General features: G+C 30.5%; 15 protein-coding genes. 7 read left to right on the forward strand and 8 right to left on the reverse strand.

The genetic code is table 11. The annotated features are described in order from the left end of the window. Positions 1–141: 141 nt before the first annotated feature. Complete coding sequence (locus P7F85_RS09950; RefSeq protein WP_270251357.1) at positions 142–1,032, reverse strand: EMYY motif lipoprotein; 891 nt, start codon at positions 1,030–1,032, stop codon at positions 142–144. Positions 1,033–1,146: 114 nt separating this feature from the next. Between P7F85_RS09950 and P7F85_RS09955 the strand changes: the two genes are divergently transcribed. The 3 genes from P7F85_RS09955 (at position 1,147) to P7F85_RS09965 (ending at position 3,174) form a co-directional block, all read left to right on the forward strand. Then, on the forward strand, positions 1,147–1,674 hold the full coding sequence (locus tag P7F85_RS09955; protein WP_002467004.1) for a GrpB family protein: 528 nt from the start codon (positions 1,147–1,149) through the stop codon (positions 1,672–1,674). Between the two features lie 233 nt (positions 1,675–1,907). After that, positions 1,908–2,834: a UDP-N-acetylmuramate dehydrogenase gene (murB, locus tag P7F85_RS09960; protein WP_026088896.1), complete on the forward strand. Its 927-nt coding sequence runs from the start codon at positions 1,908–1,910 to the stop codon at positions 2,832–2,834. Between the two features lie 25 nt (positions 2,835–2,859). Continuing rightward, complete coding sequence (locus tag P7F85_RS09965; protein WP_046464291.1) at positions 2,860–3,174, forward strand: CHY zinc finger protein; 315 nt, start codon at positions 2,860–2,862, stop codon at positions 3,172–3,174. Between the two features lie 57 nt (positions 3,175–3,231). Here P7F85_RS09965 and P7F85_RS09970 read toward each other — a convergent pair whose 3' ends face one another. The 7 genes from P7F85_RS09970 to nrdI form a co-directional block, all read right to left on the reverse strand. Further along, positions 3,232–4,266, reverse strand: coding sequence for a ferrated catecholamine ABC transporter substrate-binding lipoprotein SstD (locus tag P7F85_RS09970; protein ID WP_002467006.1), 1,035 nt, complete (start codon positions 4,264–4,266; stop codon positions 3,232–3,234). A gap of 111 nt (positions 4,267–4,377) precedes the next feature. After that, positions 4,378–5,151, reverse strand: a complete 774-nt coding sequence (locus P7F85_RS09975; protein WP_002467009.1) for an iron ABC transporter ATP-binding protein — start codon at positions 5,149–5,151, stop codon at positions 4,378–4,380. Further along, positions 5,148–6,107 carry an iron chelate uptake ABC transporter family permease subunit gene (locus P7F85_RS09980; protein WP_002467015.1) on the reverse strand — a complete coding sequence of 320 codons (960 nt, stop codon included), beginning with the start codon at positions 6,105–6,107 and terminating at the stop codon, positions 5,148–5,150. The genes P7F85_RS09975 and P7F85_RS09980 overlap by 4 nt, the downstream gene beginning before the upstream one ends. Continuing rightward, positions 6,097–7,065, reverse strand: a complete 969-nt coding sequence (locus P7F85_RS09985; protein ID WP_046464290.1) for an ABC transporter permease — start codon at positions 7,063–7,065, stop codon at positions 6,097–6,099. The genes P7F85_RS09980 and P7F85_RS09985 overlap by 11 nt, the downstream gene beginning before the upstream one ends. A 226-nt stretch (positions 7,066–7,291) precedes the next feature. Then, on the reverse strand, positions 7,292–8,266 hold the full coding sequence (gene nrdF / locus P7F85_RS09990) for a class 1b ribonucleoside-diphosphate reductase subunit beta (protein WP_002450939.1): 975 nt from the start codon (positions 8,264–8,266) through the stop codon (positions 7,292–7,294). Positions 8,267–8,510: 244 nt separating this feature from the next. Next, positions 8,511–10,616: a class 1b ribonucleoside-diphosphate reductase subunit alpha gene (gene nrdE / locus P7F85_RS09995; protein ID WP_002467571.1), complete on the reverse strand. Its 2,106-nt coding sequence runs from the start codon at positions 10,614–10,616 to the stop codon at positions 8,511–8,513. Continuing rightward, complete coding sequence (gene nrdI / locus P7F85_RS10000) at positions 10,579–10,977, reverse strand: class Ib ribonucleoside-diphosphate reductase assembly flavoprotein NrdI (protein ID WP_002467572.1); 399 nt, start codon at positions 10,975–10,977, stop codon at positions 10,579–10,581. The genes nrdE and nrdI overlap by 38 nt, the downstream gene beginning before the upstream one ends. A gap of 797 nt (positions 10,978–11,774) precedes the next feature. Here nrdI and P7F85_RS10005 point away from each other — a divergent pair. The 4 genes from P7F85_RS10005 to P7F85_RS10020 all read left to right on the forward strand — a co-directional run bounded on the left by P7F85_RS10005 (position 11,775) and on the right by P7F85_RS10020 (position 16,084). Beyond that, positions 11,775–12,641, forward strand: coding sequence for a DMT family transporter (locus tag P7F85_RS10005; protein ID WP_046464289.1), 867 nt, complete (start codon positions 11,775–11,777; stop codon positions 12,639–12,641). A gap of 23 nt (positions 12,642–12,664) precedes the next feature. After that, the gene (queF, locus tag P7F85_RS10010) at positions 12,665–13,165 is read left to right on the forward strand and encodes a preQ(1) synthase (RefSeq protein WP_015365282.1); all 501 of its coding nucleotides are present in this window, start codon (positions 12,665–12,667) and stop codon (positions 13,163–13,165) included. A 334-nt stretch (positions 13,166–13,499) separates the two neighbouring features. Further along, the gene (locus P7F85_RS10015) at positions 13,500–15,005 is read left to right on the forward strand and encodes a peptide MFS transporter (protein ID WP_046464288.1); all 1,506 of its coding nucleotides are present in this window, start codon (positions 13,500–13,502) and stop codon (positions 15,003–15,005) included. Positions 15,006–15,154: 149 nt separating this feature from the next. After that, positions 15,155–16,084, forward strand: a complete 930-nt coding sequence (locus tag P7F85_RS10020; RefSeq protein WP_002465526.1) for a diacylglycerol/lipid kinase family protein — start codon at positions 15,155–15,157, stop codon at positions 16,082–16,084. Positions 16,085–16,105: the final 21 nt, after the last annotated feature.

Consider the following 16,105-nt stretch of genomic DNA (forward strand, 5'->3'; position numbering starts at 1 on the left):
CACCTCTAAAAGTATTTATCACATTTTCTGAGCATATGCGTGATATTCATATCCCGAAAATTATATCAGTGGGTACAATTATACACATTTTACTTAGCAATGTTAACCATGGTTTTTTAATTTATTTAATTCTAATCAAAATTAATCGTTTTTTTGTTTAACCTTTTTTAATTCCGAATTAAACGCCTTATCTTTCCTATCTATATCTTTACCCTCTTTTGGTAACTTATCGACATTAATTTTAGAAATTTTTTCGCCAACTTCTATTGTATCGATACGAGTGTCATAGTAATTTTGCAAACTATAGTACATCTCAATCGCATTTTTACGTGCATCATTAACATTTTTATCTGATATATTCGTTTGATTGATATCTTTAATTTGTTTTTCAATTAATGGAGAAATATAATTTTTGATTGCTTTCTTCGCTGATTTCGCATTACTTGATGATGTATCTAGATGCTTTTGAGCTGTCTCTTTTAAATCTTTATTATTACTTTCCAATTTTGAAGTTAACTGATTAGCATCTTCTTGGTTCGATGCATTTTTGATTTTCTTTTCAACTTGTGAACGATTTTTTTCAAATAACTTTGTGTAATCTAAAATATCTTCATTATCTTTGATTGAATCGTTACATAAATCCACAAATTTTTTCACATCATATATCGACTTTTTCTTTGTTTTTACTGTTTTAAGGTATTTTGCTTTTAACACTTTTACATCATGTGTTTCAGCAGGTAATTGCTTCGCTGATTTTTCATATTCTTTAAATGCAGGGATCAATTGTTTATTTATATCATCTTGAAGTTGAATAAATTTCTTTCTATTTTTATCAGTTGTATCTGTCTTACTTAAATGATCCAATTCTTTTAGATTGATCTCATCCATCACTTTTTCAAGCTTATCTTGTTTATTATTAACTTCATCTAATTTACTTTCGAAATGACTTAAATCAGAATCTGTTTTATTACTACATGCTGTTAAAGCAACAATAAGTAAAAATATCATTGGGATAATTACTATTTTTTTCATATTTGCACCCCTTACCATAGAACATTATATAAAAACGTATTTATTAAGAAAATGAATTATGTTATAGTATCTCAGACTTTATACCTTATTAATTCAACATAAAGGAGAAAAACTATGTACGGTCATGTTCAACCCCTTATTAAATATCAAAATAATGACTATTTCGACACGCTGTATCAAGAAACGCGTACATTATTATTCAACTTACTAGATTCACCGGTTAAATATACGCAACATATTGGTGGTACTCGACATTTCAATTATGATACAGAACCTATTCTTGACATACTTATAGGCGTAGATAATTTACATGATATTACGGCTCTAGACGAAAAACGATTAAATTATGCTGGATTTTATCGTCTACATCATTCTTATAAAAAGAAAGTCATGATGGCTAAGTTTAATAATCTTAAAGACTTAAAGCAAGAAGTACGCTTACATATCATTCAGTTAGATACACCTTTATTTGAACAATATCAAAAAGTCGATGACATATTAAGTCATCATCAGGATATCGCTAATCAATTTGCCACTAAAAAAGGACAACTATTGCAGCATATTGATTCAATAAGACAATACGAAAATCAAAAACAATCTATTTTCGAAAAAATTTATAAACAATATAGTCACCAAGGATAAATATGTATAAAGACATTAATAAAGTTAGTTCTAGTATCAATCTCTACGTTGTAAATCGAAATTAAATGAATTATGCATTCTAATTATATAACATATATTTAGAATTAAAAGAACAATGCATTATATACATCAGGAATCAATTATCTTAGTGTTAAATATCTTCATATTTCGCAAATAACAACTAAAATTGATATAATAAAATTGTTAGCATTGATTATAGAAAGGACGTACGGATAGTGAATAAAAACGACATTTTAAAAGGTTTGCAAGAAATTATTCCAAACGACATTATCGAAGTAGATGAACCCCTAAAAAAATATACTTATACTGAAACTGGTGGTAAAGCAGATTTTTACCTATCACCTACTAAAAATGAAGAAGTACAAGCCATTGTAAAATATGCAAACCAACATAATATTCCTGTCACATATCTAGGAAATGGTTCGAATATTATTATCCGGGAAGGCGGTATTAGAGGTATCGTATTAAGCTTGTTATCACTTAAACATATCGAAGTGTCAGATGATGCCATTATTGCTGGCAGTGGTGCAGCTATTATTGATGTCTCACGTGTTGCAAGAGATTATGCACTCACAGGATTAGAATTTGCATGTGGTATTCCTGGATCTATCGGTGGTGCCGTATTCATGAACGCCGGTGCTTATGGTGGTGAAGTTAAGGATTGTATTGATTATGCGTTATGCGTTAATGAAAATGGAGATTTAATCAAATTAACTACGCAAGAATTAGAACTAGATTATAGAAATAGTATTGTACAGAAAAAACATCTGGTCGTTTTAGAAGCAGCCTTCACACTAGAACCAGGCAATTTAAAAGAGATTCAAGCGAAAATGGATGACTTAACTGAACGTCGTGAATCTAAGCAACCTCTTGAGTATCCTTCATGCGGTAGTGTTTTCCAAAGACCACCAGGTCACTTCGCGGGTAAATTGATTCAAGATTCTGATCTACAAGGCCATCGTATTGGTGGTGTAGAAGTTTCTACTAAACATGCTGGATTTATGGTCAACGTGGATAATGGTACTGCGACAGACTATGAAGACTTAATCCATTTTGTACAACAAACAGTTAAAGATAAATTTGATGTAGAGTTAAACACTGAAGTACGTATCATTGGCGAACATCCAGACGCTGATTAATGATTAATATCGGAGGTTTGTTTCAATGACTAAGGTCTATGGTTCAATGATTGATAATGAAACAAGGTGCATACATTATCACTCCTTTTTAGATATTATCGCTATTAAATTTAAATGTTGTGATAAATATTATCCTTGTTATCAGTGTCATAATAAACATGAAGCACACCCTATTCAACGTTGGAGTGTAGATGAATTCGACCAACGAGTCGTTATGTGCGGTGTTTGTAAACATCAGATGTCAATCAATGAATACATGATGGTAGAATCTTGTCCAAGATGTCAATCACACTTCAATCATAGATGCAAATTTCATTACCATCTATATTTTGAAATTTAATATATAAAGTAAAAGCGCTAAAAGCATATGATTTAATGCCTTTAGCGCTTTCTTTATTTATTTTACTACTTTTTCTAATTCATCAATTTGTTTCATTGTTGTAGTTGTTGAACCAGATGAGAAATACCAAAGTTTTGGATCAAGTTCATAAATTTTATGGTCTTTTACAGCTTTAACATTTTTCAATACTTTATTGTTTAATGTCTTCTTAGCTGTTGCATTATTTGCCACAATTTGCCCTCTATCCATAGCTAAAATCACATCAGGGTTATTCTTGTTAATATATTCATTATTAACATTCTGACCATGTGGCCCTTTACTTACATCTTTATCAACCGGTTTAAATCCTAATGTATCAAATACTAATCCACCAAATCTTGAACCTGGACCAAATGTAGATAATTCACCTTCATTGACTAATAGATACATGGCTTTCTGATCAAATTTAGAAGTTTTATCTTTCATTGCTTCTACTTTGTTATCTAATTTTTTAGTTAAATCTTTAGCTTTGTCTTCCTTGTCGTAGATTTTACCTAATTTTTCAGTATTGTCTTTCATAGAATTGATAACATTTTTATTATCCGCACCCATATATACGATTTTTGCTTTTGGTGCAGCTTTTTTAAATTCATCTAAATTTTTCTGATTAGCTGTTCTACCTGAAATGAAAATCACTTCTGGTTTTGCTTTAGCCACTTTATCAAAATTAACTTGTTTTAAATTACCAGTGTTTATATATTTATCTGATTTAAAATCTTCTAAGAAATCCGGTAGGGATTTTCCACCTTCGCCTTTTGGTAATGCTTTAACTTTACTTGAAAGACCCATTTCTTTCATATCATTTAATACACCATAATCTAAAACGACAGCATTTTTAGGGTTTTTAGGAACTTCGACCGTTTCTTTAACCTTTTTAGCATCACTGCCATCTTTTTCTTTACCCTGTGCTTCATAGTTATTTTCTATTTTAACAGTATCTTTTGATTCATTTTTCTCTGATTTGGAATCTGATTGACTATTATTAGATTGATTACCACATGCTGCTAATATAAAAACTATAGATAATATTAAGACTAAAATTGATTTTTTCATTATGTAGTAACTCCTTTTGTAAATTTTCACGATTGACTGAGTAACGGGTACTTATTTCTCAATTATTCATTCACGATAAGCATCACTCCCTTAATGGTTGTAACGTTCACTTTATGAAAGTATTTGTTCATCGTAATATAAACATATACGTTGTCCATTAACCGATTCTACTTTGACATCCATTTCATATAATTCTCTTAATACCTCAGTTTGTAATACGTCCACATTTTTTCCTGCACGTACTAGTTCGCCATGTTTTAATGCAATAATGTAATCTGAATAACATGACGCAAAATTAATATCGTGTAATACAATAACGATTGTTTTATTTAATTTCTGAGCTAATGAACGTAATGTCTGCATGATTTGAACTGAATGCTTCATGTCTAAATTATTTAATGGCTCATCTAACAAAATGTATTCTGTATTTTGTGCAATTGTCATAGCGATATATGCTCTCTGACGTTGACCACCGGACAATGTTTTAATATTCCTATCTTTAATTTCATTTAACTGTAATAAATCTAAAGCATATCTAACTTGCGCTTTATCTTCTTTTTTAAGATGGCCTTTACAATATGGAAATCGTCCAAAATTCACTAATTGCTCTACTGTAATATTCATATCAGTATGATTAGTTTGTTTTAATATTGAAATCTTTTGAGCAAGTTCATCCGTCTTATAAAGCAACATGTCTTTATCTTCAATTTTGACTGTACCACTATCAATACTCATTAATTTTGTAATTGCAGATAGCAAAGTACTTTTTCCTGCACCATTAGGCCCTATCAAAGAGGTTATTTTCCCTTTTTCAATGTTGACATTAATATCTTTTAATATTGACTTCTTTTGAATTGATTTATTTAAATTTTGTATTTGGATCAATTTACATTTCTCCCTTTAACTAATAAGTAAATAAAGTAACTACCACCTATGAGATCAATGATAATACTTACTTCTGTAGTCGCTTCAAAAAGATGTTCAACCAACCATTGAGCAATAAATAAACATATCCAGCTAAAACATATTGTGGCAGGTAAAATATATTTATGTTCATACGTTTTCATGAATTCATGAGCTAAATTGACAGTAAGTAATCCTAAAAATGTAATTGGACCAACTAATGCTGTCGAAATAGACACTAAAATAGCGACAAGAATAAGCATTAATCTCGTTATTTTTTCATAATTCACACCTAAATTGATGGCTTGTGCTCTTCCTAGCAATAACACATCCAAATACGGTAATAGTGCAAAAGTTATGACTATTAAAATGGTTAATAAAATAGATGAAAATCCAACAAGTTTAGAATTAGAAGCATCAAAATTAGCGAACATGGTATTTTGAACAGCTAAAAATGACTCTGGATCCATCACTAATTGGATAAAACCCGTAATACTTCTAAAAAATGTACCAAGTATTACACCAACCAATAAGATGAAATAGACTGAAAAATGACCCATTTTAAATAAAACTTGAAATAGAATTAAAGCAAATAACACCATCGTGATTAACGTAATCATAAAATTAATGTACACGTTATTAACGATTGTAGATTGTGTACCTAATAAAAAAACTGGTAATATTTTTACAAATAAATAGACTGAATCTAAACCGATAATGGAAGGCGTTAATAAGCGATTAGTTGTAATCGATTGAAAAATAACAACCGACGTACCGATTGCACCACCCACTAAAATAATTAAGATAAATTTTCTTAAACGACTTTGAATTTGATAATCAAATATTTCAAAATCAATGCCTAAAATTAAGTACAAAATCGCTATCATTAATGTAATTAACCCTAGTAAAAAGAGTTTTTTATTAAGATTAGTTAGCATAATTCTCCCTACCTTTCATCAATAAGATAAGGAATATAATTGTTCCAAACACACCTATAGTTAGACCTATGTTAATTTCATATGGATAAACAATTAAACGTCCTACAATATCTGAAATAAGCACAAATATAGCGCCTAACATCATCGTATGCGGCAAGGCATGTTTTAAATGGTCTCCACGGTATATTGAGATGATATTAGGAACAATGAGTCCTAGGAATGGTAAAGTCCCAACAGTAACGACCACAAGTGCAGTGATAGTTGCAGTTATAAACAATGCGATATTAATAATTTTTTCATAATTCACACCTAAGTTATGGCTAAAATCTTTGCCCATTCCAGCAATCGTAAAATGATTAGCAAATATATATATAATTAATAAAAACGGTATGCTTAAATATAGAACTTCATAACGACCACTTGTAATAATAGCAAAATTTCCATTTAGCCAATTTCCAATACTTTGTACTGCATTAGTTCTCAATGCGATAAATGTTGTAAAACTTGAAACAATACCTCCAAGCATAATACCTAATAACGGTATGAAAATGACATCTTTCACTTTAATTAGTTGTACTAATTTCACGAAGAAATATGTACCTCCAATGCTACAAATAACAGCAAATATTAATTTAATAAGTATGTGGCCTTTGGGGAATAATATGAGTGATAAAAGAATCCCCAACTTAGCCCATTCCATTGTGCCAGCTGTTGTTGGACTCACAAATTTATTTTGCATCATTTGTTGCATGATTAAATCGGCTATTGCCAGCGTACTACCTGATATGAGAATACTAACTGTTCGAGGAATACGACTCGATAAAATGATATTTAATTGATCATCGGTAAGATGGAAAATATCGGAAATAGATATTTGGCTAACACCGACAAATAGAGAGAGAATCGTAAACACAACGAGAAAGATGAGTAAAACATATCCCTTTAATAAAAACTTCATAACACTTTCTCCTTGAATAGTTATCCTTGGTAACGATTTTACGATAATGATAATCGTTATCAATTAAAATGTTACAGAATTTCCTTGTCATTTTCAATAGGTTATCTATAAATATTGTTATAAATAAGATTATTTTTATGTTTTAAATTCATCTGACATAAAAAAAACCCTAATTTCGCTTTAATTGTGTCTACACAAATAAAGTAAAATTAGGGCTAAATCTATATTATTTTTCATCATCAAATATGAAATCTTCATCTCGTAATGCTTCAACATTTAAAGCTAATGTATAACCATCACCTTTTACAGAGAAGAAATCATGGTTTTTAGTTGTTGTATCTAAAGCATTTTCAATAATTGGATTGAATTCACGTTCTTCAAAATATGGCTCAAAGCCAAGATTTGATAATGCTTTATTGCCATTGTATTTAACATAATTAAGCACATCTTCAGCTAAACCAATATCATCGTATAAAAGATGTGTATATGAAACTTCGTTATCATAAAGTTCTTTTAACAATTTATACATTTCTTGATCCGCACGTTGTTTTTCACTTTCCGAAAGTTCATTTCTTAAACTTTGTGCATCTAGACCTGTAAACACACCATGTATTGATTCATCTAATAATATTTTACGAATAATTTCGCCAGATGTCGTCATCTTGCCTTGACCAGCTAAATAAAGAGGATAATAGAATCCAGAATAGAATAAGAATGTTTCTAAGAAAACACTTGATACTCTAGCAATATACTGGTCAAAAATTGAGGCTTCTTTACCCCATAATTTATGGTAGTTTTCGATAATTTTGTCTGATTTGTATTTTAAATGAGGCTCTTCAATTACCCATGTATCTAATAAATAGTTCGTTTCACTAGATGGTAATAATGTAGTAAAAATATGAGAATAACTTTTAGCATGAATTTGTTCCATCATTGCCATAAACGAATAAACGGCTTTTTTTCTTAAATCAGTTGTGTGAAGCATGATTAATGGCATACCATCATCTGCTTGATGCGTATCTAAACCTGTTAAACCAGCTAATGCCTTTTTAAATGTATTTTTTTCGGCTTCAGATAAAGTTTTCCAACTTGCTATATCTTTTGATACTTTAAATTCTGTTTCTACCCACATTTGAGAGATATTTTGACGCCAAAACATATTTGTCATATCTTCTTGGGTATTCCAATTGACGGCCTTCATGAATAATAATCCTCCTATCCTTTAATTAAGATGATAGATAGCCATAGATAATTAATTAAACTACCAAAATCCTTATTAAGGTTATGTATTTCAAGGTTAGAACATCTACGTTGAATACTTTGATGAAAACTAATTATCCTCACTCTAGTCAACGTAGTGTCCCAACCTTTTCTATATATTAATATTCTATAATCCACTTCAAAAATAATACTTAATATCTAATGTATCATGTTTATTTATCGTTTTAAATTGCACAACTTGTACATTCTTCTACACTTAATAATTTATTACGTGTGTAATATAAAGATTTTAAACCTTTATGATGTGCATATACATATAATCGAGAAAGTTCACGTGTAGAAATTTCTGAATTGACATATAAAATTGTTGAAATACCTTGGTCAACATGCGTTTGAATTGTTGAAACTAAATCAATTAATTTCATTTGGTCTGTATTAAATGCTGATTTATAATACCACATTGTTTCAGGTGATAAAAATGGCATTGGATAAAATGTTTCAGCATTACCATAAGTACGGCGCTCAATTTGATCAACGATAGGCATTACTGAGCTTGTTGCATTTTGCACATAAGAAATACTTTGTGTTGGTGCAATTGCTAAACGATATGCATGGTATAGTCCATATTGCTCTACATCTTTTTGTAATGCTTTCCAATCTTCTGCTGTTGGAATTTCAAAACCTTTGAATAATTCGCGTACTTTTTCAAATTGTGGTTCAAATTCTTGTGAAGTATAGAATTCGAAATATTTTCCATTTGCATAATCTGATTTATCAAAATCAAGGTATTTTTCTCCACGTTCTTTAGCAATTTGCATTGAACGTTCAATTGAATAATAGTTCATCATCATAAAGAAAATATTAGCGAAATCTTTAGCTTCTTCTGACTCATAACCAATTTTATTTTTGGCTAAATAACCATGTAAATTCATTACACCAAGTCCTACAGAATGTAACTCACTATTAGCTTTTTTTACACCAGGTGCGTTTTGAATATTCGCTTCATCACTAACAACGGTTAATGCATCCATACCTGTATGAACTGAATCTCTAAATTTTTGAGATTCCATGACATTCACAATATTCAATGATCCCAAGTTACATGAAATATCTCGTTTAATTTCATCTTCTGTACCATAGTCATTTATAATAGATGTTTCTTGTAATTGGAAAATTTCAGTACATAAATTACTCATTTTAATTTGACCAATATCTGAATTAGCATGAACTTTATTCGCATTATCTTTGAACATTAAATATGGATAACCAGATTGTAATTGTGTTTGAGCAATGGTATTTAACATTTCACGTGCATCTTTTTTCTTTTTCTCTACATTAGGGTTTGCAACCATGTCATCATAATATTTTTCTAAATCAATATCATCTAAAGTCACACCGTACTCTTGTTTTACTGTGTGTGGTGCAAACATGTAGAAGTCTTTACCTTCTTTTGCTAGGTCAAAGAATTTAGAAGGCACGATTAATCCAGTTGAAATAGTTGATAAACGTAAATCTTCATCTGCATTTACTTTTTTAGTATCTAAAAACTCTTCAACATCATAGTGGAAAATATTTAAATATACAGCACCTGCACCAGGTCTTTGGCCTAATTGATCTGCATAACTAAATCCACCTTCGAGTGATTTAGCAACAGGTAGTACACCTTTAGCTACACCTTTAATACCTTTAATTGCTTCACCACGTGCACGTAATTTAGATAAATTAATTGCTACGCCGCCACCAATTTTACTTAATTGTTTCGCGGTTGAATCAATAAAGTTGATAGAATTTAAACTATCATCTACTTCTAATAAGAAGCATGAAACTAGTTCACCACGTCTTGCTCTTCCGGCATTTAAAAATGTCGGTGTTGCAGGTTGGTAACGTTGTTCTACCATGGCTGAAATAAATTGTTTCGCTTGATCTTTGTCGCCATTAGCTAAGTACATTGAAACGATGGCAACGTGTTGATTATAATCTTCTAAATATTGTTGTTTATCATTCGTTTTAAGTGCATAGTCTTTATAAAATTTACTTGCAGACATATAACTAGCAAATTGGAAGTTTATTGACTTGGCATATTCTGTGATTTCTACTAAGTCTGAATCACTATATTTTGCAAATACATTGAAGTAGAAGTTATTGTCTACAAGATAGTGTAAACGTTCAATTTCGCTATCGAAATAAATCGTTTTGTCGTGGATTTCTTCCAAATATACTTTGAGCGCTTCTTGGTCTTTTTCTAAATTGAAAAAACCATTATCTTTTCGTTTTGTAACTTCATTATTTAATTCAATGTGATTGTACTTCTTCTCGTCCATAGTTTTCATTAAAATTACCCACCTTGTTTTTAAATTCGATAACGTCTTTATTAGTGCCTTGCACTTCAAACTTCATTAACAACGGTACATTATAGTCTTCAGAAATAGAGCGCCCTGCTTTAGCAAAATTTTGACCCCAGTTTCTATTACCACTGGCAGCTACCGCTCTAAGATATGAATGATTTACATCTAGAAATGATTGTACTTGTTGTGGTACTTCACCAAAACCTATTGTTCCAGTAACTAAAATATATGGTTCATTAATAGGATCCGTACAATTATCTGATGTAATTTCCATTACATTTTCGATTTCAGCACGTTTAATAAATCTGCGTACATTACCTGAAAATGAGAAATATACTACTTTCATTGGATCGCCTTCTTTCACCAATCTTTAAACAATTAAAAAAGAAGTTCTCCCATCATAACAGGAAAGCTTCCTACAAAATATAGTGTTGTAGAATGAAATGAGTCACTAAAAGAAAAGTTTATAAAAACTATATGACCTTATCTTGATATTAGATTTTATTTTGAACCACAAGATATTGTGGTTGATTTGAAATGTAGATCTATATAGTATAAGTAAACATTTTGTGCGGAAACACCGTAAACGAGAGATTATTCTATTATTACTAGTGTCATTTTGCATTTAAATTAAGATTATTCCTTTTATTAGTATCTGCTGCAGACACAATATATTGTGTCTGTTTATCAATACCGATACTATATTCTGTGTTTCATTATACATAATACCTAAACTTATTTAAAGTTAAAGTTTTATGTCAAATGTTCGTCTTTTCTTCTAAACATGCACCACTACACCTTTAGTCTTACATCAATAAAAATAAAAAAATTTTTCAGTTAAAATTACTTGCTTTTTATAAAAAAATATACATTAAGCGTAAGCTCGTGATTCTAGCTCAACCCCGTCAAAATAAAGGATACAATCAATAGAAAATCAAAATTAAACTGCAATCGTTTTCAGTTATATACAATTATTTTAAATCTCACAAATGATTTGGAACTAGAGAATAACCTCGCTGAATAGAACATGTGTTCGTATTTTTATTATATATTTCCCCCTACGTTTTTTCAAGTCATTTATGCATATCAACATCATTTATGCTACTATAATAACGTTAAACTTTTATGAATGAGGCGATAGTATTGAATCCTAAAATCAAAGGTATAATTGCAATATTAATATCTGCGATAGGCTTTAGCTTTATGTCTGTCTTCTTCAGATTATCAGGCGATTTACCTGTATTTCAAAAGTCTCTAGCAAGAAATTTAGTTGCAATGTTCATACCGTTATTCTTCATATTTAAATATAAGCAACCTATGTTTGGTAAATTAAGTAGCCAACCATTACTTATCTCAAGGTCTACACTCGGGTTAATAGGTGTATTACTCAATATATATGCACTTGATCATATGGTATTGAGTGATGCTGATACATTAATGAAGTTAAACCCCTTCTGGACCATATTATTATGTTTTATCTTTTTACATGAAAAAGTACGGAAATATCAAATTTCAGCAATGATCGTTGCGATACTAGGTATGTTACTTATTGTAAAACCAGAATTTTCTTCTTCGTTTATACCAGCATTAATTGGGCTACTTTCAGGTATATTTGCTGCATCAGCATATACATGTGTCCGTGCTTTAAGTACTAGAGAAGCACCTTATACCATCGTATTTTATTTTTCATTATTCTCAGTAGTTGTACTTATACCATTTTCAATCGTTACTTTTGAACCTATGAACAAATTACAAGTTTTATATTTATTTGGCGCAGGTTTATCAGCGGCAGTGGGTCAAATTGGAATTACACTAGCCTATAGTTTCGCAGCAGCAAAAGATATTTCTATCTTTACTTATGCTTCTATTATATTTACAGCAATATTCGGCTTCATATTATTTGGCGAAACACCAGATTTATTATCAACAATCGGATATGTTGTCATTATTAGTGCAAGTTACTATATGTTTGAAAAAGCACGTCGCGAGTCTAATACTCAACAAAATTAATCATATGATAAGGAGTGATTCATTTGGCACAAGGACGTCAAAATGATGAATTACAAGATATAACATTACTAGGTAACCAAAATAATACTTATAACTTCGATTACAGACCAGATGTTTTAGAAACATTTGATAATAAACATCAAGGTAGAGATTACTTTGTGAAGTTTAATTGTCCAGAGTTCACATCACTATGCCCTATTACAGGACAACCGGATTTCGCAACAATTTATATTTCATACATCCCTAACATTAAAATGGTTGAATCTAAATCATTAAAATTATATTTATTTAGCTTTAGAAACCATGGTGACTTTCATGAGGATTGTATGAATATCATTATGAATGATTTAATTGACTTAATGGATCCTCATTACATTGAAGTATGGGGTAAATTCACACCACGTGGCGGTATCTCCATTGATCCTTATACAAATTATGGCCGCCCAAATTCAAAATATGAAAAAATGGCGGAGCATAGAATGATGAATCATGATATGTATCCTGAAAATATAGACAATCGCTAATTTTACAGTGATTATCAATTATAAACTTTAGTACATTGAAAACATCTTACAAAGATAATTTCAAATTGTGCTAAAGTTTTTTATTTAATTTTCAAAAAACTCTTGCACTTTATTAAGTTAAAGCGTATTTTTATATGTATTAGTACTATAGTTCATTAAATTAATGAGTCTCAATTTTATATGAATATTTCATATAATTAATTCGAAGGAATTGACAGAATTTTCTTATTTATAATTTTTAGAATATTATTGCAACTTTTTAATTTCAATAGTACAATTTTTAAAAAACAATATAACGTTAGTGTTAAGGGAACAGAAAGGTTGGGATGATTATATGAAAGCAAATAATTCCCATGAACAGGCAGTTCAAGAAATTCCACAAACAGGATTTTTTGGACATCCTAGAGGTTTAGGTGTTTTATTCTTCGTAGAATTTTGGGAGAGGTTCAGTTATTATGGCATGCGTGCAATGTTGTTATTCTATATGTACTATTCCATTGCAAATCATGGATTAGGTATTGATAGAACAACGGCAATGTCAATCATGTCAGTATATGGAGCATTAATCTATATGTCATGTATTCCAGGTGGTTGGATTGCTGACAGAATTACAGGTACAAGAGGCGCCACTTTAATTGGTGCAGTGCTCATCATTATTGGACATATTTGTCTAAGTTTGCCGTTCGCAATGATTGGATTGTTCGCATCAATGTTCTTTATTATTATTGGCTCTGGGATGATGAAACCAAACATTTCTAATATTGTTGGTAGATTATATACTAAAGATGATACACGTATGGATGCAGGTTTCGTTATTTTCTATATGTCAGTAAACTTTGGTGCATTAATTTCACCTATCATTCTGCAACAATTTTTAAATGTCAAAAACTTCCATGGCGGATTCTTAATTGCAGCTATTGGTATGGCATTAGGTTTAGTTTGGTACGTATTATTTAACCGTAAAAATTTAGGTCGTGTTGGTATGACACCAACAAACCCACTATCACCCGATGAAAAGAAAAAATACACTGCAATTGTTAGTGGTATTGTAGCCATTATTATCGTTGTACTTATCGTTACATACTTAACGAATACATTATCATTTAACTTAGTAAGTAATACTGTTTTAGTACTTGGTATCGTATTACCAGTTTCATACTTTACAATTATGATTAGAAGTAAAGATGTTACGGATGTAGAACGTTCAAGAGTTAAAGCCTTTATTCCATTATTTATTTTAGGTATGGTGTTCTGGGCTATTCAAGAACAAGGTTCAAATGTACTTAACATTTATGGTATTGAACATTCAGATATGAAATTAAATCTATTAGGATGGAAAACGAATTTCGGTGAAACAATTTTCCAATCTATCAACCCACTTTTCATCCTATTATTTGCACCTGTTGTTTCATTAATTTGGCAAAAATTAGGCAAACGTCAACCAAGTTTACCTATTAAATTCGTCATTGGTGCCGGTTTGGCTGGTATCTCTTATATCTTAATGGGATTAATCGGTAACATTTATGGAAGTGCTCATTTCTCAGTAAACTGGGTTATTCTTTCATACATCATTTGTGTTGTTGGTGAGTTATGTTTATCACCTACTGGTAATAGTGCTGCAGTTAAGTTAGCACCAAAAGCTTTTAACGCTCAAATGATGAGTTTATGGTTATTAACTAATGCATCAGCTCAATCATTTAACGGTACATTAGTTAAATTAATCGATCCATTAGGTCAAACGAATTACTTTATATTCTTAGGTACTACAGTAATTGTCATTACATTAGTCATTTTAGCCTTCTCACCAAAAATTGTGAAAGCAATGAGAGGTATAAGATAATAGATGACAATGTAAGCGGTAAGTCGAAATAATTCGGCTTACTGCTTTTTTAGTTTATAATAAAAATCACTCTAAAATTTCATTGATTACCTATAAAAGTGGGTATTGAAATATATTAAACAAGAACTTAAGGAAAGTAGGTATAGACGATGACAAAAAAATATAATCATGGTGTGTTATTCTATCATGAACACAGTGGCTTAAAAGATATCTACCAAGGGCTAGGTGAAGTGACAAAGTCTCTAAGTTCTATGTGTAAACACTTTTCCATTCAATTAAGTGAAAATGAAGGGGATATCAAAGGCTATTGCCAATCTATTAAAAATGGACAATACGGAGACGATATAGACGTGTTATTCATATTAGGTGGCGATGGTACCGTTAATGAATTGATCAATGGCGTAATGGAGAATGACTTAGATTTACCTATTGGCATTATTCCAGGTGGCACATTCAATGACTTTACTAAAACATTAAACCTCAATCCAAATCATACATTAGCTAGTCAGCAATTATTATCTTCACATATACAAACATATGATGTAATGAAAATTAATGATATGTATGCACTTAATTTCGTGGGATTAGGCCTAATAGTACAAAATGCTGAAAATGTACAAGACGGTTCTAAAGACATCTTTGGTAAACTGAGCTATATTGGTTCCACTGTTAAAACATTAATGGACCCTAGCAAGTTTGATTTCACACTATCAATTGATGGCGAAGAAAAATCCGGTAATACATCTATGATACTTATCGCAAATGGTCCTAATATTGGTGGCAGTAGAATTCCTTTAACTGATTTATCTCCACAAGATGGTCAATTAAATACTTTTATCTTTGATGATCAAAGTTTCAGTATCCTAAATGATATCTTTAAAAAGCGTGACAGTATGAATTGGAATGAAATTACACAAGGCATTGATCACATCTCTGGTAAACAAATTAGGCTCACTACTGAACCTAACATGAAAATTGATATTGATGGTGAAATTGCTTTAGAGACACCTATAAATGTTGAAGTATTACCAAATGCCATCAAATTACTCACATTCCCTGATCAAAATAATAACCAATAATAACAATAAGCGAACTCGTAA

It is taken from the genome of Staphylococcus sp. aM (assembly GCF_052975125.1).